This is a genomic window from Allobosea robiniae (assembly GCF_900102525.1).
Lineage (GTDB): Bacteria > Pseudomonadota > Alphaproteobacteria > Rhizobiales > Beijerinckiaceae > Allobosea > Allobosea robiniae.
The window spans coordinates 131997-152663 of record NZ_FNBZ01000009.1; the positions used below are offsets into that span (position 1 = coordinate 131997).

General features: G+C 64.9%; 18 protein-coding genes. 7 read left to right on the forward strand and 11 right to left on the reverse strand.

The window, feature by feature from the left end; all coding sequences use genetic code 11:
- Positions 1-58: 58 nt before the first annotated feature.
- From BLQ70_RS22820 to BLQ70_RS22830, 3 genes are read left to right on the forward strand one after another with little or no spacing between them, the layout of a single operon-like run.
- Complete coding sequence (locus BLQ70_RS22820; RefSeq protein WP_091861752.1) at positions 59-1003, forward strand: ABC transporter permease; 945 nt, start codon at positions 59-61, stop codon at positions 1001-1003.
- A gap of 50 nt (positions 1004-1053) precedes the next feature.
- A complete protein-coding gene (locus BLQ70_RS22825) occupies positions 1054-1872 on the forward strand; it encodes an ABC transporter permease (RefSeq protein ID WP_091862023.1) in 819 nt (272 codons plus the stop codon).
- Positions 1869-3530, forward strand: a complete 1662-nt coding sequence (locus BLQ70_RS22830) for an ABC transporter ATP-binding protein (protein WP_091861755.1) — start codon at positions 1869-1871, stop codon at positions 3528-3530. The genes BLQ70_RS22825 and BLQ70_RS22830 overlap by 4 nt, the downstream gene beginning before the upstream one ends.
- A gap of 117 nt (positions 3531-3647) precedes the next feature.
- Here BLQ70_RS22830 and BLQ70_RS22835 read toward each other — a convergent pair whose 3' ends face one another.
- From BLQ70_RS22835 to BLQ70_RS22885, 11 genes are read right to left on the reverse strand one after another with little or no spacing between them, the layout of a single operon-like run.
- Positions 3648-4817, reverse strand: coding sequence for an MFS transporter (locus tag BLQ70_RS22835; RefSeq protein ID WP_139163623.1), 1170 nt, complete (start codon positions 4815-4817; stop codon positions 3648-3650).
- A gap of 56 nt (positions 4818-4873) precedes the next feature.
- Entirely contained in the window at positions 4874-5860 is a 987-nt protein-coding gene (locus BLQ70_RS22840; protein ID WP_091861761.1) for an ABC transporter ATP-binding protein, read from the reverse strand.
- Entirely contained in the window at positions 5853-6857 is a 1005-nt protein-coding gene (locus BLQ70_RS22845; protein WP_210184341.1) for an ABC transporter ATP-binding protein, read from the reverse strand. The genes BLQ70_RS22840 and BLQ70_RS22845 overlap by 8 nt, the downstream gene beginning before the upstream one ends.
- A 2-nt stretch (positions 6858-6859) precedes the next feature.
- Positions 6860-7702: an ABC transporter permease gene (locus tag BLQ70_RS22850; protein ID WP_061965816.1), complete on the reverse strand. Its 843-nt coding sequence runs from the start codon at positions 7700-7702 to the stop codon at positions 6860-6862.
- On the reverse strand, positions 7699-8703 hold the full coding sequence (locus tag BLQ70_RS22855; RefSeq protein ID WP_091861764.1) for an ABC transporter permease: 1005 nt from the start codon (positions 8701-8703) through the stop codon (positions 7699-7701). Before BLQ70_RS22855 ends, BLQ70_RS22850 begins: the two co-directional genes overlap by 4 nt.
- Before the next feature lie 34 nt (positions 8704-8737).
- A complete protein-coding gene (locus BLQ70_RS22860) occupies positions 8738-10306 on the reverse strand; it encodes an ABC transporter substrate-binding protein (RefSeq protein WP_091861767.1) in 1569 nt (522 codons plus the stop codon).
- A gap of 25 nt (positions 10307-10331) precedes the next feature.
- Positions 10332-11075, reverse strand: coding sequence for an SDR family NAD(P)-dependent oxidoreductase (locus BLQ70_RS22865; RefSeq protein ID WP_091861769.1), 744 nt, complete (start codon positions 11073-11075; stop codon positions 10332-10334).
- Positions 11072-13060, reverse strand: coding sequence for a hydantoinase B/oxoprolinase family protein (locus BLQ70_RS22870; protein ID WP_091861772.1), 1989 nt, complete (start codon positions 13058-13060; stop codon positions 11072-11074). The genes BLQ70_RS22865 and BLQ70_RS22870 overlap by 4 nt, the downstream gene beginning before the upstream one ends.
- Positions 13060-15105: a hydantoinase/oxoprolinase family protein gene (locus BLQ70_RS22875; protein ID WP_091861775.1), complete on the reverse strand. Its 2046-nt coding sequence runs from the start codon at positions 15103-15105 to the stop codon at positions 13060-13062. Before BLQ70_RS22875 ends, BLQ70_RS22870 begins: the two co-directional genes overlap by 1 nt.
- 3 nt (positions 15106-15108) lie before the next feature.
- Positions 15109-16053, reverse strand: a complete 945-nt coding sequence (locus BLQ70_RS22880) for a polysaccharide deacetylase family protein (RefSeq protein ID WP_091861778.1) — start codon at positions 16051-16053, stop codon at positions 15109-15111.
- Positions 16054-16062: 9 nt separating this feature from the next.
- Positions 16063-16824: an SDR family NAD(P)-dependent oxidoreductase gene (locus tag BLQ70_RS22885; RefSeq protein ID WP_091861785.1), complete on the reverse strand. Its 762-nt coding sequence runs from the start codon at positions 16822-16824 to the stop codon at positions 16063-16065.
- A gap of 95 nt (positions 16825-16919) precedes the next feature.
- Between BLQ70_RS22885 and BLQ70_RS22890 the strand changes: the two genes are divergently transcribed.
- From BLQ70_RS22890 to BLQ70_RS22905, 4 genes are all read left to right on the forward strand, one after another.
- The gene (locus BLQ70_RS22890) at positions 16920-17738 is read left to right on the forward strand and encodes an IclR family transcriptional regulator (RefSeq protein WP_091861788.1); all 819 of its coding nucleotides are present in this window, start codon (positions 16920-16922) and stop codon (positions 17736-17738) included.
- A gap of 301 nt (positions 17739-18039) precedes the next feature.
- Entirely contained in the window at positions 18040-19125 is a 1086-nt protein-coding gene (locus BLQ70_RS22895) for an isocitrate/isopropylmalate dehydrogenase family protein (protein WP_091861791.1), read from the forward strand.
- Between the two features lie 23 nt (positions 19126-19148).
- The gene (locus tag BLQ70_RS22900) at positions 19149-19571 is read left to right on the forward strand and encodes a cupin domain-containing protein (protein WP_091861794.1); all 423 of its coding nucleotides are present in this window, start codon (positions 19149-19151) and stop codon (positions 19569-19571) included.
- A 144-nt stretch (positions 19572-19715) separates the two neighbouring features.
- Complete coding sequence (locus tag BLQ70_RS22905; RefSeq protein ID WP_091862028.1) at positions 19716-20630, forward strand: FCD domain-containing protein; 915 nt, start codon at positions 19716-19718, stop codon at positions 20628-20630.
- The last annotated feature ends 37 nt before the right edge of the window (positions 20631-20667 follow it).

The following is a 20667-nucleotide window of genomic DNA, read 5'->3' on the forward strand; positions in this document are numbered from 1 at the left end:
AGCCCCGGTTCGCATAGAAGAAGATGCGGGGATGCTCTGAGGCTTGGGAGGGCCTTTGATGTTTCGATTTGCGCTGACACGGATAGGGATGGCTTTGCCGACGCTGCTGATCGTGGCGGTGTCGGTCTTCGTGCTGATCCGTCTGATCCCGGGCGATCCGGCCCAGTTGATGCTGGGCGATCTTGCGACGCCGGCGAGCCTGGCCGACCTCAGGGCCCGCCTCGGGCTCGACCAGTCTTTGCCGGTGCAGTTCGGCATCTGGATCGGCAATGTCCTGACCGGCGATTTCGGCCAGTCGATCTCGTCGCAGCAGGCGGTGCTGCCGCTGATCCTGCAGCGCTTCTGGATCTCCGCCCAGATCGTGCTGGTCGCGGTCTTGCTGGCGAGCTGCGTCGCGGTGCCCGCCGGCGTCATCGCCGCCTGGAAGCAGGATTCCGCTGTTGATCTCGGCCTCGTCGCGACCGCGACGCTGCTGCTCTCGATCCCGACCTTCTGGCTGGGTCTCCTGCTCCTGCTGTTCTTCGGGCTCAAGCTCGAATGGCTGCCGGTGGTCGGCTATGTCTCGATCGCCGAGAACCCGTGGGCCGGCATCCTCTATCTGGTCATGCCGATCATGACGCTGTTCCTGCACGAGATCGGCGTGATCCTGCGCATGGCGCGCGCCTCGACACTGGAGGTGCTCCGGCTCGACTACATCACCCATGCCCGCGCCAAGGGCCTCTCGGAGCGCGCCGTGCTCTGGCGCCACGCCTTCAAGAACGCCTTCGGCCCGACCTGGACCCTGATCGGCCTCGTGCTCGGCAATCTCCTCGGCGGCATCGCGGTGGTCGAGACGGTCTTCACCATCCCCGGTCTCGGGCGCCTGCTGGTCGATGCGATCTTTGCCCGCGACTATCCGGTGATCCAGGGCTGCATGCTCTTCGTCGCCTTCACCTATGTGCTGGTGAACCTCGTCATCGACCTCTGCTACCCGGTCTTCGATCCAAGGGTGACGGCGCAATGAGCATCGACAGCACAACGACGGGTGGCGCCTCCATGAAGAAGCCCCGCCGCATGAAGCTCCCCGCTCCCAATGCGATCGTCGGCGGCACGCTGATCGGCATCCTGCTGCTCGCCGCCGGCACCGGCGCGCTCTGGACGCCCTATGATCCGCTCAAGCTCTCCTTCCGCGAGAAGCTGGCCGCACCGAGCGCGCTGCACTGGCTCGGTACCGACGAGTTCGGCCGCGACGTGCTCTCGCGCCTGATGGCGGGGGCCGCGACTTCGGTCTGGATCTCGATCCTGACCGTGACTCTGGCCGTCGTCTTCGGCACGCTGATCGGCCTGTTCTCCGGCTATATGCGCGGCTGGACCGACCGGATCATCATGGCCTTCAACGACGCCTTGCTCGCCTTCCCCGGCATCCTGCTGGCGCTCGGCCTGCTCGCGGTGGTCGGCGCCAACAAATACGGCATCATCGTCGCGCTCGGCATCGCCTATACGCCGTCGGTCGCCCGCGTCGTGCGCGGCACCGTGCTCTCGCTGCGCGAGCGCGAGTTCATCGCGGCCTCGCGCGTGATGGGCAATGCCGAGGCCTTCACCATGGCCCGCCACATCCTGCCGAACTGCATCGCGCCGCTCACCGTGCTGGCGACCTCGATGTTCGGCTATGTCCTGCTGGCCGAGAGCGCGCTCTCCTTCCTGGGACTGGGCGTGCCGCCGCCGGCCCCGACCTGGGGCAACATGCTCGCCGGTTCCAGACCCTATATCGGCCAGGCCGTCTGGCTCGGCATCTTCCCGGGCCTCGCGATCTCGCTGACCCTGCTCGGCATCAACCTGCTCGGCGACGCCGTGCGCGACCGGCTCGACCCGCGGATGAGGGGCTCGCGATGAACACGACAGCTCCACTCCTCGACGTCGCCGGCCTCACCTTGAAGATCGGCGGCTCCGGCCGCACCGTCGTCAACGACGTCTCCTTCCAGGTCTTCCCCGGCGAGATCGTCGGCATTGTCGGCGAATCCGGTTCGGGCAAGACGCTCGCCGCTCGCGCGGTGATGGGCTTCATCCCGCCGGCGGTGCGGCTCGAAGGCGGCAGGATCCGCTTCGACGGCCAGGACGTCATGACGATGAGCCCGAAGGACCTGCGCGCCATGCGCGGCTCCAAGGTCGGCATGGTCTTCCAGGAGCCGATGACCTCGCTCAACCCCTCGATGCTGATCGGGCGCCAGCTCGACGAGGGGCTGGCCCTGCACCGCAAGCTCGACGCCCCCGCCCGCCGGGCGCTGATCCTCGACATGCTCAGGAGCGTCGGCCTGCGCGATCCGGAAGGCGCGCTCACCGCCTATCCGCATCAGTTCTCCGGTGGCATGCGCCAGCGCATCATGCTGGCCTCGGTGATGCTCTTGAAGCCCGGGCTGCTGCTGGCCGACGAGCCGACCACCGCGCTCGACGCCGTCGTCCAGCGCGACGTGATGGAGCTGATGGTCGAGCTGACGAAGGCGAACCACACCGCCGTGCTGTTGATCTCGCATGATCTCGGCATGGTCGCGCGCTATTGCAGCCGCATCGTCGTGATGTCACAGGGCGACGTGGTCGAACAGGGCAAGGCCGAGGACATCCTGGCCCGGCCACAGCACCCCTATACCCGCAAGCTGCTCTCGGCGATGCCGCACCGCTCGCCGGCGCGCCCGCTGCCGGAGGCCAGGACGCCGATCGTCGCGGTTCGCGACCTCGTCGTCGAATATCCCGGCCGGCAGGGCTTCTTCCGCAAGAGTGAGGCCAAGCGCGCGCTGCACGGCATCAGCATCGACGTGCAGCCCGGCGAGGTCGTCGCGGTGGTCGGCGGCTCGGGCTCGGGCAAGACCACGCTCGGCCAGTCGATCGCCGGCCTGGTCAGGCCGACCGGCGGCGAGATCCGCTTCAACGGCAAGCCGATCGAGAAGAGCGACGCCGCCTACTGGGATTATCGCCTCAACTGCCAGATGGTCTTCCAGGACCCCTACTCCTCGCTCGACCCGCGCATGACGATCCGGCAGCTCGTCGCCGAGCCGCTCAGGCTGGTCCCCGACATGAGCCCGGCCGACCGCAAGGCCCGCGTCGCGGAGGTGCTGACCGAGGTCGGCCTGGGCAACGGCTTCGCCGAGCGCTATCCGCACGAGCTCTCAGGCGGCCAGCGCCAGCGCATTGCGATCGCCCGCGCGATCGTGCGCCGGCCGAGCTTCGTCATCGCCGACGAGCCGGTCTCGGCGCTCGACGTCACCGTGCGTGCGCAGGTGCTGGAGCTTTTCGACGAGCTCCAGAAGAAGCACGGTTTCTCCTGCCTGTTCATCAGCCACGATCTCGGCGTGGTCGAGCAGGTCGCGGACCGCGTCATCGTCATGCAGGACGGCCGCATCGTCGAGGAAGGCCCCCGCGACGACATCTTCGACAATCCGACACACCCCTATACCCAGAAGCTCCTCGCAGCCGTCCCGGGTCTCGAAGCCACATCGGAAGGCGGCGTCAGGCTCTTCTGGAGGCGGGCGGAGAACGACCAGGAAATCGTCGGGTGAACGCCTCTCGCCTGAAAGAAACGCGCCGTCATTCCGGGTCAAGCCCGGAATGACGGCGTAAAATCGGGACGATCCAAACCCGAAACAAAGGCGGCCGGAGCGGCGGCCTTCGCGACATTACGCGCCGCGCTTGTCCAGAGGCACGATGAAGAAGCAGATCACGCCCGACAGCGCACAGGCGAACAAGCCGAGGTCGAAGCGGCCGGTGAAGCTCAGCACCATCGCAAACGCCGATGGGGCCACGACATAACCGAGGAAGATGACGAGTGTCGCGGCGGCAGATGCCTCCCGAACCAGGCTTGGCGGGCACGCACGCGCAATTTCGGACAATTGGACGCCGTTCCAGCTGGATACGGTAACGCCGGCGATCGCTGCGATGACGCAGTATATGGGGAAGGACCACTCCGGCGTCGCCAAGGCTAAAGTCAGTGACGTCGCGCCCGACGCCAATCCGATCACGCGCAACAGGAGCCGCGGAGCTCCCAGGTGATCGGATAGCCAACCGAGAAAGACACGGCCAGCGACGCTCGTAGCTTGCATCAACGCGTAGAGCGCGCCGGCGGTCTCGAGGCTGTAGCCGAGCTGCGAGACCGCATAGGTCATGAGATAGGCGAACCAGATCCCCTGCCCTATGGCCAGGCAGGCACCGGCTGCCGCCAGGCGAAACAACATCGAGGACGCTGCCAGCGTCCTGATCGGCGTCACCAGATTGGAGAGGGAGAGGATGGCTCCGAGCCCGAATTTCAGGCCCCTCTCCCGATCACGATCGAGCGCCTCTCGCATCGGCTGGACGCTGGCGATGATGGCAAGCACGAAGACTGCCGATGCCAGGAGGGCGACGCGCCAGCCATAGGCTGCTGCGAGAGGTGGCAGGGCGAGCCCCGCGATGACCCCGCCGAGGGGCACTCCAGCCTGCTTGATCGAGAAGATCATGCTGCGACGGCCATGAGGTGCCGTCCGATGAAGCACATCGTTACCCGCGGGCGAAGACGGCCCGTAGCCAACTCCGATGAGGAGCGAGGCCATACATGCTGCTATCGTCCAGCTCGGAAGAAAAAGCGCCAGCCCCAGGATTCCGATCATCAACCCGGCCTGGAGCGCCCGCACGGAGCCGAGAGCTCTCAGATAGGGCGCGCCCAGGGCGAGGAAGAGAATCGACCCCAGCGTGTTCAGGCTGGCGAGATAGCCCACCACTGAATCCGACCAGCCGCGCTCGGCGGCAAGGATCGGCGCAATCGTGGGAGGGATGCGGCTGAGGAAGGCCGTAGCCATCTGTACCGCAACCATGGTGGCGAGAGCGAGCTGCCATGATGGAGCGGACCCGGTCTCCAAATGCCCAGGTTTCACACGCTCAACTCGCGCCAGCGCAAACAGGCAACGCCGTGACCGTCTTCATCATCCAGCTCCGGGTCGATGTCGGCGCATTCCGATGTCGCGTATTGGCAGCGCGTACGGAAGCGACACCCACTCGGAACATTGGACGGATCGGGCGGCTCACCTTGCAGGGAAAAGTTTTCAGTGACGCGGGGCCCGCCGATCACAGGGGCAGCCGACAGCAAAGCCTGCGTGTAGGGGTGGCGTGGTGCGGCAAAAACCTCGGCGGTCCGCCCGATCTCGACGATCCTCCCGAGATACATGACGATCACACGGTCGCAGATCGACTGCACGACGGCGAGGTCATGGCTGATGAAGAGGTAGGTCAGATCGAACTCTGACTTCAGGTCGCGGAACAGCCTCAGCACGGTCGCCTGGACGGAAACGTCGAGCCCCGATGTGGGTTCGTCGAAAATGACCAGTTCCGGTCCGAGAACCAGGATCCGGGCCAAACCGACCCGTCGCTGCTGGCCGCCGCTGATCTCGTGGGGGTAAAGGTCAAGATGCTCGACGGGCAATCCCACCGCCTTCACGATCTCCCTGACCTTTTCCTCCCGCTTCTCTTTCGGCCAGTCCGTGTGGATGATCAGCGGCTCGTGGAGCGAACGACGCAGCGTCCAGCGCGGGTCGAGGGAAGCGCCGGGGTCCTGGTAGACATATTGCAGCCGCGCCCGGATTCGCGCAGCGCGCTTCTGGCCCGGCGAGGCGATCCTCTCGCCCAGCATCCGGACTTCGCCCTCGCTGGGTTCGTGAATGCCCATGAGCGTCTTGCCGAGCGTGGACTTGCCACAGCCGGATTCCCCGACAATGCCCAGGATCTCGCCCGGCTCGACCGCGAAGGAGACATTGTCCAGCGCGCGCAGGCTGCCGACCTGCCGGTTGAGGAAACCCCGGACCGGAAAGTGCCGGGCCAGGTTGTCGACTTCCAGGATCGCGGGATTATCGCTGTCAGACATGCGCACCCTCCGCCTTGGCCAACCAGGGATGATGACACGCAACCGCGTGGCCATCGGAACCTGTCGTCAGCGCCGGCCTGCTCTCGTGACAGATGTCCGTTGCGCGGGGGCAGCGGGGATTGAAGCGGCAACCGTCGGGAGCCTTGAGCGGGCTTGGGACACCGCCGGGAATGCCGACGGGATCGCGCCCCGGGGACGGCAGGCTGTCGAGCAGCATGCGGGTATAAGGGTGGCGGGGATCGCCGAAGAACTGCTCGCGCGGAGCGATCTCCGCCGTCTGCCCGGCATACATCACCACGATCCGGTCGCAGATTTCCCAGGCGGCACCAAGGTCATGGGTCGTGAACAGGACGGATACGCCGCGTTCGACGGCCAGCCGGCGCAACAGCCCGAGGATCTGCGCCTGAACCGTCACATCCAAAGCCGTCGTCGGCTCGTCGGCGATGATCATCCGGGGCTGGGGGAGCAGTGCCATGGCGATCATCACGCGCTGCCGCTGGCCGCCGGAGAGCTGATGAGGATATTTCGCCAGGATCGCTTTCGGTTGCGGCAGCTGGACCGCATCGAGCATGGCGATCGCGCTGGCCTCGTCGGCCTTCCGCGAGCGGCCAAAACTGCCCGCTCCATCCCGCGGGGCCTTGAAGCGCATCAGGTCCTGGATCTGGGTACCGATCCGGAACAGCGGATTGAAGCTCGCAAAAGGATCCTGCGGGACGAAGGTCACGACGCGGCCGCGCAGATGTTCGGCCGCCTTGCCACCCGAGAGCATATCAACACCGTCGAGCCGGATATGTCCGCTGTTGATCTCCGTCTGGCCTTCGGGAAGCGTCCCGAGAATCGCACGGGCAAGCGTTGACTTGCCGCAGCCGGATTCTCCGACCAGGCCGACAATCTCTCCCGGCTTCACGCTGATATCGATCCGGTCGAGCACCTTGGCGATGCCCTTTTCGGTTCGGAAGCCCAGGGACAGAGCCTGGATATCGAGAAGATTGCTCATGATCAGACGCTGCGCCGCGTGCGCGGGTCGAGGATGTCGCGCAGGCCGTCGCCAAAGAGATTGAAGCCCAGCACCGTCAGGAAGATCGCGATGCCCGGAGCGAGCGCGTACCACCAGGCTTCGGGAAGGAACTCGCGGCTCTCGGCGATCATCCGGCCCCATTCGGGCGTGGGCGGCGGCGCTCCAAGCCCGAGAAAGCCCAGCGTTGCCGCGGTGAGAATCGTCGCGCCCATGCCGATCGACGTCCGCACGATGATGGGCGAGGCGATGTTCGGCAGAATGTGCAGGACAATGACGCGCCAGGGCGATGCTCCGAGCGCAACCGCGGACTCCACGAAGACCTCGTTTCGCATCGACCGCGTCTCGGCATAGACCAACCGCGCCCAGAATGGCCAGTAGGTCAACGAGAGCGCCAGGATGACGTTCTCGATCGATGGCCCGAGCGTCTGCGCGATGGCGATGGCCAGGACGATCTGGGGCACGGCCAGGAAGATCTCGGCAATCCGCATCAGCGCGTCGCTGACCCAGTTCTGGTAATAGCCGGCGATGAGGCCGATCGGCACGCCGATGACCAGTGCCGAGCCGATGGCGATCCCGGCCAGCATCAACGTGATCCTGGCGCCGAACAGCATCCGGCTGAAGATGTCGCTGCCCATACGGTCGGTGCCGAAAAGAGCGGTGGCCGAGGGCGGTTGAAGTCGGTTCCCGATGTGGAAATCGAAGACATCGTTGGGAAAGGGAGCCAACAGCGGCGCAAACAGCGCAGCCAGCACGAGAAGGCTCAACAGGCTCAACCCGATGAAAGCAGCCTTGTCCCTGGTGAGGCGCTTGAGGAGATCCATCATGCCGCCCCCCGCGGATCGATCGCGGCCTGCAGCATGTCCACCAGCAGGTTGATGAGGACGAACAAGGCCCCCGTGCAGAGGGTAAAACCCATCACCGCGTTGTAGTCGGACTGCAGGATCGAGCGCACGGCATAGGCACCGAGACCCGGCCAGTCGAAGACGGTCTCGACCACGACCGCGCCTGCCAGGAGGATGCCGAAGATGAGGCCGAGCTGCGTGACGGTGGCGGTCAATGCCATGCGCAGCACGTATTTCCAGACGATCAGGCGGCGCGGCAGCCCCATCGCCGTCTGGTAGGCTACGGAGGGCGAGCCGATCACGCCGATGACGCCGTTTCGGGTAAAGCGGACGACCGTGGCCGCCGCGGGCAGGGCCAGGGTGAGCGTCGGCAGGACGATGTGCCGGAATGCGGAGCCGATCATCTCGCGATCGCCCTCGATCATCGCGTCGACCAGCATGAGGCCCGTCACCGTCTCCGGCGGAAATCCCTCGATGCGACCGGACAGCGGCAGCCACCCGAGCTTCATCGAGAACAGGAACTGGAACTGCATCGCCAGCCAGAAGGACGCCACGGCCAGACCCGAAACCGTCACGACCCGAAGCACGTGGTCGATCCACGAGTTGCGGTGCAGGCCGCAAAGGACCCCAAGGGGGATGCCGATGAAACCCGCTATCAGGACCGCGAAGATGGTCAGCTCCAGCGTGGCGGGCAGGCGCGATTTCAGGTCGTCGATGATGGGCTGCTGGGTGAAGAGGCTGACACCGAGATTGCCCTGCGCGATGTCGCGCAGGTAATTCACGAACTGCACCGGCAACGGCTTGTCGAACCCGAACCGCTCGCGCACCTGCTGCACCTGCTCGGGCGAGGAATTCTCCCCCGCGGCCAAAACCGCGGGGTCGACGGGGATCACGCGCGACAGCACGAACACGATCGCGAGCAGCCCCACGAGCGTCGGTACGAACCAAAGCAATCGGTTCGCCACCATTGACAGCCAGTTCATGGCGATGCCTCCGGTTGGAGAAGTCGAGGACCGCTCAGCGCTTCAGGGATGCCCAGCGAATATCCTGGCCATTGCTGACCGGTGAGAAGCGGATGCCCTCGACCTTGCTCGAATAGGGTCCGTACCAGCGGGTATTGTAGACGAAGATGCCGGCGGCATCGTCGTTCACCATCTGGGTCATCTCCTCGTAGAGCTTGCGCCGTTCATCCTGGTCTGCCGAGACGAGCGCACGATCGAGCCGTTTGTCGAATTCGGGATTGCTGTAATACGAGAAGGTGCGCGTGCCGTGATAACGCGTGCCATAGAGCTCGCCGACCCAGTTATTCGGATCGACGTAGTAGGTGCTCTTCCATAGCGGCACGATATCCGCCTGCGTATCGGCCTTGCGCATGCGGGTGGAGACGAGCGACCAGGGCGAGACCTCGACCACGACCTCGACCCCGATCTGGCGCAGGGTACTCTGGAAGAGCGTGGCCGCCTGCTCCGACTCGCTGAAGCCGGCAAGGGCATTGATGGTGATCGGCCGCAGCGGCTCCGTGACCTTCTTCAGCTCCTCGCGGGCCTTGTCGAGATTGTAGCTGTAGCCTTTGAGGCCGGGCGGCGTGCCCCAGATATTGTTCGGGTTCGGCCCCGGATTGCGCGAAACCGAATCCTTCATGATGCTCTTGATGAAGCCGTCATAGTCGAAGGCGTAGGCCAGCGCGCGGCGGAAATTGGGGTTGTTCATCGGCGGCTTGGTGCAGTTCAGCGCCAGGATGAACACGCGCATCGATTCCTGCTCGATGATCTGCACGTTGCTCGACTGCCGGAGCCGCTGGATCTGATCGTAGGGAAGGTAGCCGTCGGCGCCCTGGAAATCGCCGCGGATCAGGCCGAGCACGCGCGTGTTCGTCTCGAGAACCGTGCGGAATTCCAGATCGTCGAAAGGCTGACCGGTCCAGCCCGCGAAATGATCGGCGAAGCGGCGTGCGGTGAAGCCTACGGCCGGATCGTGCCGGCGCAGGGCATAGGATCCGGAACCCGCCTCATTCCTGGCGAGCCAGGCCTCGCCCCAGTCGCCATCCTTCTCATTGGCCTTAACCAGCGCGCTGTTGACCACGAGGATGTCGGGCACGGTCGTGAGAAAGATCGCCGATGGGGCATTCAGGTTGAAGACGACCGTGTGCGGGTCGGGCGCCTGTGTCGATCCGGGCTTGATGCTGGCGAGGTAGAGACTGGCCGGGCCCTTCTTGAGGGCGAGGATGCGCTCGATCGAATAGACGACGTCAGCCGATGTCAGCGGCTTGCCATCGTGGAACTTGGCATTCTGCCGCAGCTTGAACGTGTAGACCTTGCCGTCATCCGAGACGGTATGGCTTTCCGCGAGCCATGGGATCATCTTCGGAGGGTTGTCGACCCAGCGGTAGAGCCCGTCATAGAGATTGAAGCGCGAAGCGGCGCGGGCCGTGTCGAAAATCGTGTGCGGGTCGAGATTGTCGTACGGGCTGTTGTTCGCATAGACGAACTTGCCGCCAGCCTGTGCCAGAACTCCCTCGATCGAGAGCGATGCCAGGGCGACCGATCCCGCAACCGCTTTAAGTGCGTCTCTCCGTGTCGTCGTCATGCCGTCCCTCCATTGTTATCGTGTTTCAAGGACTGCCGGTCACCGAAACGACCTGGCCTGTGATGAAGTCCGCATAGTCGGAAGCAAGGAACATCACCGTGTAGGCAATGTCCTGCGGTGTCCCCGGACGGCGTCGTGCCGTGTTGGCGATCATGTTTTCCTGCCGCTCGGCCGAGTATGATTGCCATTGCCGCTCATAGTCCGGGCTCGTGCGCTGGAACCCGGGAGCAACCGCGTTGACCGTGATCCCGAATGGCCCGAGCTCCTGCCCGAGCTGGCGCGCCAGCCCGATCTCGCCAGCCTTGGCGGAGGCGTAAGCCTGGATGCCCGTCAGCGAGGTGCGCAAGCCCGCACCGCTGGCGATCAGGACGATCCGCCCCTTGCCGCGGGCCTTCATGCCGGGGCAAACCGCCTGGGACGACAGGAAGGCGCCGGTCAGATTGACGTCGAGCACGGCGCGCCAGTCAGCCTCTTCGACGTCCTCGAGCGGCTTCGCGCTTTGCCCGAGAACCCCGCCGGCCACATAGACAAGGACGTCAGGCGCTCGCCCGCTGATCCTCTCGGCCTCCGCAACCCATCCCTTGACCGCCGCCTTGTCGAGCAGGTCGAGCTGCGTCGGGTGCGCAGGCAGGCCAGCCATCTCTTCCTTGAGCCGGTCGGCCGCGAAAACCTGGGCGCCCCTCGCTGCGAATTCCTCGACGATGCCGCGGCCGATCCCGCGGGCAGCGCCGGCCACGAGCACCGTCTGATTGGCGAACTCGATATTCACGCCGCATCCTCCAGCTGACGAGGCAGGATCTGCGGGTACTGCGCCAGAACATTGACGAAGGCCCGTTCCAAAGCCGCGACCGGATCCCTGTCAGCGGCGCCATCCGCATTCACCGCCGCAAAGAGCTCGTGTTTGACGAAGAAGCGCCACTCGACCGGCAGGGCGAACAACTGCTGCGACAGCCGGTCCCAAACCGCATCCGACCAGATACGCTCGAAGCTCAGCCTCTCGGGGTCGAAGGTCATGCCTTTGATGCGTTCCCGCGGAGCCGACCGCAGGGCCTCGGTGGCGGCCTCGTCGACGACACCGTCCTTGACCACTACGCCATAGGCCCTGGCGCCACCCTCGGTGACCTTGCCCCCGAGGACATCGCCCAGGACGTCCTGAACCGGGCGCTCGAACGGGTCGCCCCAGCCGCCTGCTCCCGCAGCCGAAATGGTCAGCACGTCGCCCGGACCGCAGCGAACCACGTCGGTATTCCCCAGGTCTTCCGGCTTCGTGTTGCCGTTGGCGCGCTGGAAGCTGCAGGTCGAGCCCGGCAGTCCGCCTTCGAGCCCCCAGCAGGAGAAACGCACACGGTCGCGGTTCCGGGCGGTCACGACCGAATTCGGCGTGAACATCTGGAAGGTCATCTGAGCCGCAAGGCCGCCGCGATAGCGACCAGGACCACCGGAATCCGGCACGAGCTCATAGCTCCTGACACGGATCGGCACCTCGGCCTCGGTGATCTCGACCGGCGTGTTCTTCAGGAAGGAGTTCGAACCGTCCTGGCCATCCTCGAACGAACTCCCGCCACCGCCGCCGGTAATGGGATTGATGGAGGCCATGGCCAGGCGCCCCGTACGACTGTCCGTGGTGCGCACGTTCAGGATGCCGCCGCCGCCCGCGGGGCCGGCAGGCAGGCGATCGGGCATCGCACGCGAGAAGGCACCGATGACCATGCCTTGAATGCGTGCGCAGGTCAGGCTGCGCATGCCCGTGGCCGCCGGGTAGACCGGATTGACGACGGACCCTTCCGGCAGAATGCACTGAACCGGTCGCAGAAGCCCCATGTTGAGGGCGACCGTTCGATCGAGCGAGTAAACGACGTAATTGTAGCCGACGAGCGGCAGGATATGGCGCGGCAGACCGCCGGTCGGCATGTTCAGCGCCGATTGGAGCTGCGGATCGCTGCCCGTGAAGTCGAAGACCGCTTCGTCGCCTCGCACCTTGACGGAGAGTTTCAGGCGGCAGGGGATGCCGCCGGGGCTGTCCTCGTCGATGTAGTCGGTGAAATCGTAATCCCCGTCCTGCATCGACGCGAAGAGCTGACGCGCCTGTTTCTCCGCCAGGTCGAGCACGCCATAGGTCGCGGCGCAGACGGTATCGACGCCAAATCGTGCGACGGCCTCGCGGATCTTGCGTTCACCGGTCTTGAGCGAGGCGATCTGGGCTTTCAGGTCGCCCCAGTTCTGATCCGGCATGCGGACGTTGCGCAGCATGATGCGCAACACGCTTTCATCCATCACCCCGGCTTCAACCAGCTTCATGGGTGGAATCCGGATCCCTTCCTGCTGCACCTCAGTGAGCGCGCGGGACAGCGAGGCCGGCACGGCGCCGCCCATATCGGTATTGTGGATATGGCCGACCGCGAAGCAGATCAGCCTGTCCTCATGGAAGACGGGCATCCACAGGTGGATGTCGGGGGCGTGAGTGCAGACGTAGCCGGAATACGGGTCGTTGGTGATGCAGATGTCGCCAGGCTTGTAATCCGCGACGGCGTCGATCGCGCCCTTGTAGTCGAGCCCGATGAACCAGGTCGCGCCGAGGTCCTTCGGGCTGGCGAAGGTTTGCCCGCACGGCGTCGTCAATCCGCTGGTGAAATCCTCCGTCTCCTTGACGAAAGCGGAATGGGCCGTGCGCAGGAGTGTGAACGCCATGCTCTCGGCCGCAGCCTCGAAATGGCTCTTTAGGATCTGCAGCGTTACCGGATCCAGCGCCGCCATCAGATCGCACTCCGCTTCAAGATCAGATTGCCGAAGCCATCGACATGGCCCTCGAAACCGGGCGGAGCCCAGGTCGTCGTATCGTCCTGCAGGATCACGGCCGGACCGGCGAAGGACGAGCCCGGGGACAGGTCGTTGCGATCGAAGAGGCCGGCCTCGACGATGGAGCCCTGATGGGCGATCGGGATCAGCTTCCTAGGCTGGACCTGTTGCTGCGTCACGCGCTGTTCCGCGAAGTGAGGCTTGGGCGTGACGCCAGCAATGACGACACGGATTGCAACGATCTGCACATCCGCCGCATCGTCCGAATGGTCGTAGATTTCGGAGTGGCGCTTGTGGAAGGCAGCGGCGATGGCGCCATGATCGCCATCGACGACCCAGGACTGCTCCAGGGGCGTCTCGATCTCGTAGGACTGGCCGCGGTAGCGCATGTCTGCCGTGATCGACAGCGCGGCCTCGCCTGCATAGCCCTGGCCTTCGAACAGCCAGGCGCGCGCTTCCTTGGTGAGGTCGTCCATCGCCCGACGCAAGCCGTCGGCTGAGCTCGGGCCGACATCGAGGAAGACGACGCGCACGAAGTCCGATCGCAGATCGGCCAGAAGGCCTCCCAGCGCGGCCAGAACACCGGGAGTCTGGGGGATGATGACCGACTGCATCCCCATGGCATCGGCCAGCAGGCAGCCGAGCATCGGACCAGCACCGCCGAAGGCCAGCAGCGTGTAGCCGCTCGGCTCTTCGCCAACCTGGGAGAACAGCCGGCTCGTTTCGCGATACATGTTGGCGACGGCCAGCTGGATGATGGCTTCGGCGGCGAGCTCCGACGAGCGGTCGAGGCCCCTGGCGATCGGCTCAAGTGCAGCAAGTGCCTGGGAGCGGTCGACATTGACGGCTCCGTATCCGAGCCCGCCGGCCCCCAGAACGCCGATCGTCGCGAAGGCGTCGGTGATCGTCGCTCGTTCGCCGCCTCGGCCGTAACAGGCCGGCCCCGGCGTCGAGCCGGCGCTTTCGGGCCCGACGCGCAGCACCCCCAACGCGTCCACCGACGCAATCGAGCCCCCGCCGGCGCCGATCGAAGACACCGAGACCGTCGGAAGATAGATCGGATACGCCCCGACGAGCTCGCCGGAGCGGAAGTCGGGCATACCGTCCTTCAGGAGGGCGACGTCGGCGCTCGTGCCGCCGATGTCGAGGCTCATGACCCTCGAGAAGCCGGCCAGCTTGGCCGTGAAGCCTGCGCCGATCACGCCGGCAGCCGTGCCGGATAGCAGCATCTCGATGCTGCGCACCTTGCCGGCCGCTGCGGTCATGACGCCGCCGTTCGACTTGGTGATCATCGGAGCCGGAACGACGCCCCGCTCGATCAGGGCGTCCTCGAGGCGGCCGATATAATGGGACACACGCGGCTGTACCGAGCCATGGATACAGGCTGTGATGGTCCGCTCGTACTCCCTGACGATCGGCCAGACGTCTGCGGAGCAGAAAACCGGCAGGTCGGGGCGCAGGCGATTGATCTCCGCTTTGACCGATCGCTCGTGAGCCGGGTTCTTGTAGCTGTGAAGCAAGGCGATGACGATCGCTTCGGCGCCTCTTGCTTCTGCCTGCTCAAGCGCCGCGGCGATCGCTGCCGGATCCGGAACGATTTCCGCTACGCCATCGGCGTTGATGCGTTCCAGCAAGGGAACCACCCGGTCTCGCGGAACGAGCGGAACCGGCCGGCGCGAGAACAGGTCGTAGGGATCGGGTATCTTGAGGCGAGCCAATTCGAGCACGTCACGGAAACCTGCGGTGACGATGAGCCCGAGCTTGGCGCCCTTGCCCTGGATGATGCTGTTCACGCCGACAGTCGAGCCGTGGGTGAAGTAGCTGACCTGCGAAGGCGCGATGCCGAAGCGCTTCTCGATCTCGTCCAGCCCCTGAAGCACCTCGGCTCCAGGAGCATCGGGACGAGACAGAACCTTGAGTGTCCGCAGATTCAGCGTCGCCTCGTCCAGCACGCTGAAATCGGTGAAGGTGCCGCCGATATCGACGCCGATGCGATAGCCCATCGCTCAGCTCCGGCTGCTGTCGACTGACGGGGCCCGCGCGCTAAGGCCCGCTTCGGAGGCGCAATACCGGCAGATCTCCTCATGCGTGGCGAACCAGACGGAGCCCTTCGCCTTCGCCGCCCTGATCACCTCGTCCAGAATGAAGATCCGCGAGCGGTGCCCGGTGATGTGCGGATGCATCGTCAGCTGGAAGAGACCGCCTTCCTCCGCGGCGACGTCCAGCTCCCGCAGGAAGATATCGAGCACCATCGGAGGGCCGCTGTGAGGCCTCAGCCCCTTGAAGCGATCCATGCCGAAATAAACGGCATCGTCGCGGATCCACTCGACAGGCAGCTCGACGATTCCGGTCGGCTGCCCCTCGTCGAGAAGCTCGTAGGGCTCGTCGTCCGCCATCAGGGAGGAATCGTAAAGCAACCCCATTTCGCGCACGATCTTCAACGTCCACGGGCTGAAATCCCATGATGCGGTGCGCATCCCTTTCGGCTCGCGCCCGGTCAGCTTCGTCAAGGTGTCGCGGGCACGAAGCGCCAGATCGCGCTCGGTGTCGTAGTCGAGAACCGAGTTCAGCTCGTGGATCCAGCTATGGATCGCGACCTCGTGCCCGGCATCCGCAACCGAACGCGCCTCCCGGTCATGCAGAAGCGCCGCAACGGCCGGCATGAAGAAGCTGGCTGGGACGGAATGCCGGGCGAGCGTCGCCAGGATGCGCGGAATGCCCGATCGATTGCCGTATTGCCCCTGGCTGAGCTTCGAGTAGGAGCGCCCGCCCTCCCGGAGCTCGTTCGTCTCGTGATCAGAGTCGAAGGACAGGGCGACTGCGAAGCGGGCGCCATCCTTCCAGACTCCAGGCTTGAGCGAACGCCCCGCCCGGACATGACTGACGACCTGTCGCCAGGTCTCCTCACTCCATGTCCAAGGCTTGGTATCAGGGGGGAGCGTGACGTTCATGGGGATCACTCAGCGATTGAACTGGAACCCGTCCACCACGATGTCTTGGCCCGTGATGAAGCAGGGGGTCGAAGTTGCGAGGAACGTGACGAGCTCAGCCACATCGTCGGGCTTGCCCATTCGCTTCAGAGCGATGCCGGCATCGGCGATCGCGGGGCCGCGAGCCCGGGTCAGCGTGTTGCCGACTTCCGTCTCGATGATGCCCGGGCACACGGCATTGATCAGGATCTCGGGGCCGAGTTCCTTGGCGAGAGCCCGGGTCATCCCGATGATCCCCGCCTTTGCGGCAGCGTAGGCGAACCGGCTGACGGCAGCCGTCACGCCACCCGAATGCGCGTTCAGCGACGACATCGAGACGATGCGGCCATGACCCTGACGCTGCATGATGGGCGCGACAGCCTGGATGTAATTGAAGCAGCTCTTCAGATTGAGAGCGATCGTGTGGTCGAACTCGGCTTCGGTGATCTCGAAGATGCCCTTCGGCATCCCCTTCCCGGCATTGTTCACAAGGACGTCGACGCGCCCCCATTGGCCGGCGACTTCCGTGACAATACGGCTCGCCTCTTCTTTGAAGATGACGTCCGATTGGAAAGTCAACGCGCGGCGCCCAAGCGCTTTTATCTCTTCAGCAGTGCGAGACAGCTCGTCAGACAGCAGATCAACGAGCGCAATATCCAGCCCCGCTTTTGCAAGAGACAGAGCGCAAGCGCGTCCGATACCTCGCGCGCCACCCGTGACAATCGCCACGGACGCAGCGTTGCTTGAAATCATGGCATGCCCTCTTTCAAGAGTGTTGATTTCCTCTTGATTAAGAGTGAGCCTATCGCCGGCAAATTGGTTCGCCAAGAGAGATTCGGTTCACGTCCATGAACACTGAGGTCAAATCCGCAGCCCGTGTGCTGGACCTGCTGGAGTATCTCGCCGGCTGCTCGGAGCCCGTGAAGCTCAAGGAGATCGTCGCCGCGCTGGGATTTCCGAAGAGCAGCGCTCATGCGCTGGCGCAGACCCTGGTCTCACGCGGGTATGCGATTCAGGACGCAACCGAGCGCTACGTGCTCGTCCATGCGAGTCGGCATCAATCGGCATCGCGGGCCCTCGAAGCCCGTCTGCTGTCGGCTGCCCATCCGATCATGGAACAGCTTCGCGACGAAACAGGTGAGACCGTCATGCTGGCGGTTTTGACCGTGCGCGGCGATTGCCGACGAATCGCCAAATGCGTGAGCCGGCAAGCTGTGCGCTACGATATCGAACTGGATGGCCTGTCCGATTCCTATTGCTCGGCAACCGGCCGCGTCCTGCTTGCGCACTGGGACCCGGCTCTCACTGACGGGTACTTTGCGAGAGCGCATCTCGTACCCAGGACACCCAAGACGATCACCGACCCCGGCACGATACGGGGAATGTTCGAGACGATCCGCGCGGAAGGCATCGCCGTCAGCGACGAGGAGCACGTCACTGGCTCCACAGGACTTGCCGCGCCGATCTGGGGGAGAGAGGGCAAGGTGATAGCCGCTCTCAACCTTGGTGTTGTGACGCTGCGATACCATGCCCGCGCGAACGAGCTTGCAGAGCTTCTCAGGAATGGCGCGCGTCGTATAAGCGAACGGCTCGGCCACAAAAGCAGCCCGAATCCGGCCATCCTAGCGACAGTACCGAGGCCGCCGCGAGCCTTGAGCGACGGTTAGGCTGGGCTGCCAGCGTAGAAACGAGCGGCCCTTCATCCTTGGCTGCCGGAGATGGCGTTCGGCGCAGCCGTCTCGCACGTTCCTGGGCCGGGACGTGTTCTCTGCACGCGCATGCGAGCATTTCGCGCCAGCCCGGGCGCGTAAAAAGAAATGCATATTTGCGCTCAGAAAAACAATTTGTTAGTTGAGGCGAAGCCGTGCCGCTGCAGCGCCGGGCTGGCAGGCGGACAGACCCCAAGCCGCCGGCGCCTGGCGCAGTGACGGATTCCGTTCACGGACTTCGAACGCAAGAAGGCTTCCGATGAAGATCATCATACTGCCCGGGGACGGCATCGGGCCCGAGATCACCGAGGCCACGCTGCGGGTTCTGGAGGCGGCCGACCGGGCTTTGTCGCTGGGGCTGGAATTCGAGCCGCACGAGATCGGTCTCGCCAGCCTGAAGGCACAGGGCACCACCCTGCCCGACGCAGTGATGCAGCGCATCCCGCAGGTCGGCGGCGTGATCCTGGGGCCGGTTTCCCATTACGAGTACCCCTCGCGGGACCAGGGCGGGATCAATCCGTCGGGCGAGCTTCGCGTCAAGTTCGAGCTCTATTCGAATGTTCGACCCTGCCGGTCGCGTCCGGAGATGAGCATCCTGCGCAGGCCCATGGATCTCGTCATCATCCGCGAGGCGACGGAAGGCTTCTACTCGGACCGCAATATGTTCGCGGGCTCGGGGGAATTCATGCCCGATCCGGACATGGCGCTCTCGGTCCGCAAGATCACCGCCAGGGCCTCCGAGCGCGTCGCCCGCACTGCATTTGAGTTGGCGAGCCTCCGCAGAAAGAAGGTCACCGCCGTTCACAAGGCGAATGTGCTCAAGCTTTCGGACGGCCTGTTCCTCCGGGAAGTCCGCAAGGTCGCAGCCGGATATCCCGACATCGAGCTCGAAGAGCTGATCGTCGATGCGACGGCCGCGCTCCTCATCCGGACACCCGATCGTTTCGACGTCATGGTCACCACCAACATGTTCGGAGACATTCTCTCCGACGAGGCCTCCGAACTGTCGGGCAGCCTCGGCCTCGGTGGTTCGATCAATGCCGGCGACACGATCTGCGTCGCCCAGGCCCAGCATGGTTCGGCCCCTGACATCGCCGGCCAGGATATCGCCAACCCGACATCGCTCATCCTGTCAGCCGCGATGCTGCTGCAGTGGCGCGGGCAGCGCGACGGAAACCGGAAGCTTCTGGATGCCGCTCGCCTGATCGAGGCGGCGGTCGAACACACCCTCGACAATCCGGCGACGCGTACGCGGGACATTGGCGGGGAGCTTGGCACAAAGGCCTTCGCCGGCGCCGTGATCGCGGCGATCCCGTCCATGGCCGCCCGCGTCGCGGCCCTCTGAGTTCAAACGCGAAAGGAAGAGGCATGCCGACACGAGCCAAGCCGGCCGTTCTGCGGCCGTCCGAAATCCCGGCCCGCCAGCGCGGCGGCGGTGCCAGGACCATTCCCCTGGTGACGCGGCGGACCGGATCCACCAGCTTCATCAACGGCATCACGATCTTCGAGCCGGGTGCCGCGATCCCGATGCACAGGCACAATTGCGAGGAAAGCGTCATGCTCCTCGAAGGCACGGCCATCGCGGAGATCGACGGTGTCGAATATCCGATCCAGGCCGGCGACATAACCTTCATCCCGGCGAATCTTCCGCATTGCTTCCGCAACGTCTCCGACAGCGAAGGCATGAAGATCCTCTGGATCTACGCGTCGATCGATGCGACCCGCACGCTGATCGAAACGGGAGACACCCGCTCCATCGACGAAGAGCACAAGGCCCCGATCGCGAACTGAGGATGCCGCTCCCGCTCGCGGTTCAGCCAAGCCCGATATTGGCCATTTCATGATATAAAGCCAAATATACGCCAGAGCGCCCCCGCGCGATTTGCCATCGCCGCCATGACCTGCGATCACTCCCGCGTTTCAATGGCGCCGGACATGCCCCATAGCCCTCTCGCTCTTCGCATCGCCAACGACATCATCGCGCGCATCGGTATGGGCGAATTCGGCACGGGCTCGCATCTGGCGACGGAGGTGCTGGCGAAGCACTTCGAGGTCTCGCGTTCGCCGGTGCGCGAGGCGCTGGCCATCCTCTGCGACCGGGGCGTCATCGAAAACCGCCGGAACCGCGGCTTCTTCGTGCTGCCGGCCGCGGGGCGAACAGCCGGAGAGACGGGGCTGGAGCCTGTCGGCCCTTGCGAAAGCGATCCCTATTACGAACTGGCGGAAGACTGGCTCAAGGACCGGATCGGCGCCGACCAGACCGAGCAGGCTATCCGGGATCGCTACAGCCTGACGCGCGCGCAGGCGCAGGACCTCCTGTCTCGCGCCTCTCGCGAAGGCTGGGCCGAGCCGAAGCCCGGCTATGGCTGGAAATTGCGCCAGGTCGCCAAGACGGTCGAGGCCTTCGAGGAAATCTACCGTTTTCGCGCGGTCATCGAACCTGCCGCCCTGCTCGAGCCGAGCTTCCGGTTCGACCGTACGGTCGCCGCAGCCCTGCGCCGGACGCAGGAGCGGCTGGCATCGGGCGACCTCGGCGGGCTGGCGCCTGCGGCGATGACGGCGGCCGGCGCCGCGTTCCATGAGGGCATCATCAGGATGTCCGGCAATCCAATGTTCTTCTACGCGCTGGAGCGTGCCAACCAGTTGCGGCGGCTGGCGGAATACCGGCTCAAGGTGAACCCGCAGCGCATTGCCGTGCAGAGCCGCGAGCATCTGGAGATGCTCGACCTCCTCGCCAGGGGCGACAATCTGGAGGCGGCCCATCTGATGCGCCGGCATCTCAGCGGGGCGCTCGCCTCCAAATCGCCGGTCGTGCATCCGCGCTCCAGCGACCCAGGGCGCACGGCCTAGCTCCACAGACAAGTCCAACGGCACTCCAGGGAAAATC